2 protein-coding genes and 1 other annotated feature are annotated in these 2,051 nt (G+C 34.8%); both genes read left to right on the plus strand.

The genetic code is table 11. The features are described from left to right. Positions 1 to 172: 172 nt before the first annotated feature. Positions 173 to 406, plus strand: a binding site (T-box leader). Between the two features lie 70 nt (positions 407 to 476). After that, positions 477 to 1,394 (plus strand): cysteine synthase A, encoded by a 918-nt coding sequence (gene cysK / locus B5D15_RS15145; RefSeq protein WP_078697926.1) that lies wholly within the window; start codon positions 477 to 479, stop codon positions 1,392 to 1,394. A 5-nt stretch (positions 1,395 to 1,399) separates the two neighbouring features. Further along, positions 1,400 to 1,954, plus strand: coding sequence for a serine O-acetyltransferase EpsC (gene epsC, locus B5D15_RS15150; RefSeq protein ID WP_078697927.1), 555 nt, complete (start codon positions 1,400 to 1,402; stop codon positions 1,952 to 1,954). Positions 1,955 to 2,051: the final 97 nt, after the last annotated feature.

Below are 2,051 nucleotides of genomic sequence, written 5' to 3' on the forward strand. Positions count from 1 at the left end.
AGCTGGTGGAATACCATTTCTTCAATATGATACAATAAAATGCAATTTCAGTAAAAATAAAAATTCTACTGGAATTTTGCTGCGAAATCTCTGATCATATAAAATAACTATTGAACTTTTTAAAAAAAGATAATATAATATAGTAAAAGATATCAGAGTAATTTAATATGAATTAAATACTATGATCAGGGAAAGTAAATTATATGGAGCATACAGAGAGAAACCCCGCGGCTGAGAGGGTTTTATGCAGAAGTATGGTTGAAGTGCCCCTGTGAGTTTTAGACCGAATACAGTAGGTTGTTACGGGTTCTCCCGTTATAGGGATATGACATGATTGTGTCAGATAAAAGAGTTGGGCTTATGCTCAAACAGAGTGGAACCGCGGAATTAACCTTCTGCCTCTGTATTCAGAGGCAGAAGGTTTTTTATTTTTACTGCAGTAATTAAATTTAAAAATTAGTTAAGGAGTTGATAGTATGATATATAATAAAATTTTTGAAACAATAGGAGATACACCAATAATAAGACTTCAAAATTTATTAAGCAATGAAATGGCGCAGGTTTATGTAAAACTTGAGTATTTTAATCCTGGAGGAAGCATAAAGGATAGAATTGCATTATCGATGATAGAAGATGCTGAGAAAAAAGGTCTTTTAAAATCAGGAGGTACAATAATTGAACCTACAAGCGGAAATACAGGTATAGGTATAGCTATGATAGGTGCTTCAAAGGGATATAGAGTAATAATTGTTATGCCTGAAACCATGAGCATAGAAAGGAGAAAACTCATTAAAGCCTTTGGGGCAGAAATTATTCTTACTGAAGGTTCTAAAGGAATGAGAGGAGCTGTTGAAATGGCAGAAAAACTTTCTGCTGAAAATGGTTATTTTATGCCTCTGCAGTTTAATAATAAATCAAATCCTTTAGCGCATATGGAAACAACAGCAAAAGAAATATTAAAACAAACTGAAGGAAAGCTCGATATGTTTGTATGCGGTGTTGGTACGGGGGGTACTATTACTGGTGTTGGGAGAGTTCTTAAAAGAGAAATTCCAAATATAAAAATAGTTGCAGTTGAGCCTAAGGATTCACCAGTACTTTCTGGCGGAAAAGCTGGTCCTCATAAAATACAAGGAATAGGAGCAGGATTTATTCCGGAAATACTTGATATGTATATAATCGATGAGATAGTTACAGTGTCAAATGAAGAAGCGATTGAAACAGCAAGAAAAGCTGCTAAGCTTGAAGGACTTCTTCTTGGAATTTCTTCCGGAGCTGCAATTTGTGCAGCGATTAAAAAAGCAAAGGATATAGGAAAGGACAAGAAAGTTTTGACAATTGCCCCGGATACAGGTGAAAGATATTTGTCAACAGAATTATTTAATTTGGAGTGATGTTTATGTTAAGGACTATAATTCAGGAAGCAAAAAATATAATGAGAAATGATCCGGCTGCAAAATCAATTCTTGAGGTTATTCTTTGCTACCCGGGACTTAAGGCTATAATATTTTATAAAATATCTCATAAATTATATTTAAAAAAGAAATTTGTACTTGCAAGAATCATATCTCAAATAGGCAGAAAGGTTACTGGTATTGAAATTCATCCTGGTGCAAAGATAGGCAAAAACCTATTTATAGACCATGGAATGGGCGTTGTAATTGGCGAAACAGCGGAAATAGGAGATAACGTTACAATTTATCATGGGGTAACATTAGGGGGTACAGGAAAAGATAAGGGGAAAAGACATCCTACAGTAGAGGACAATGTTATAATCGGAGCAGGAGCAAAGGTGCTCGGACCGATTAGAATTGGGAAAAATGTTAAAATAGGTGCAAATGCTGTTGTATTAAAGGACGTACCTTCAAACGTAACAGTATGTGGAATCCCTGCAAAAATTGTTAGCCCTAAAATAAATAATGTACTTTATATATACTCTGATATGGTTATATAATGAATCGAGTAGGAGCTGAATAATTATTTTATTCAGCGTCCTCTCACACCACCGTACGTACCGGTCTGGTATACGGCGGTTCGTTAGTTTACATGCA

The sequence above is a fragment of the Caloramator quimbayensis genome, from assembly GCF_900167605.1.
GTDB classification, from domain to species: domain Bacteria; phylum Bacillota; class Clostridia; order Clostridiales; family Caloramatoraceae; genus Caloramator_B; species Caloramator_B quimbayensis.

Bases quoted from the DNA above. Each gene is read 5' to 3' on its own strand.
- epsC (WP_078697927.1), top strand. From the start codon at position 1,400: ATGTTAAGGACTATAATTCAGGAAGCAAAAAATATAATGAGAAATGAT.
- cysK (WP_078697926.1), top strand. From the start codon at position 477: ATGATATATAATAAAATTTTTGAAACAATAGGAGATACACCAATAATA.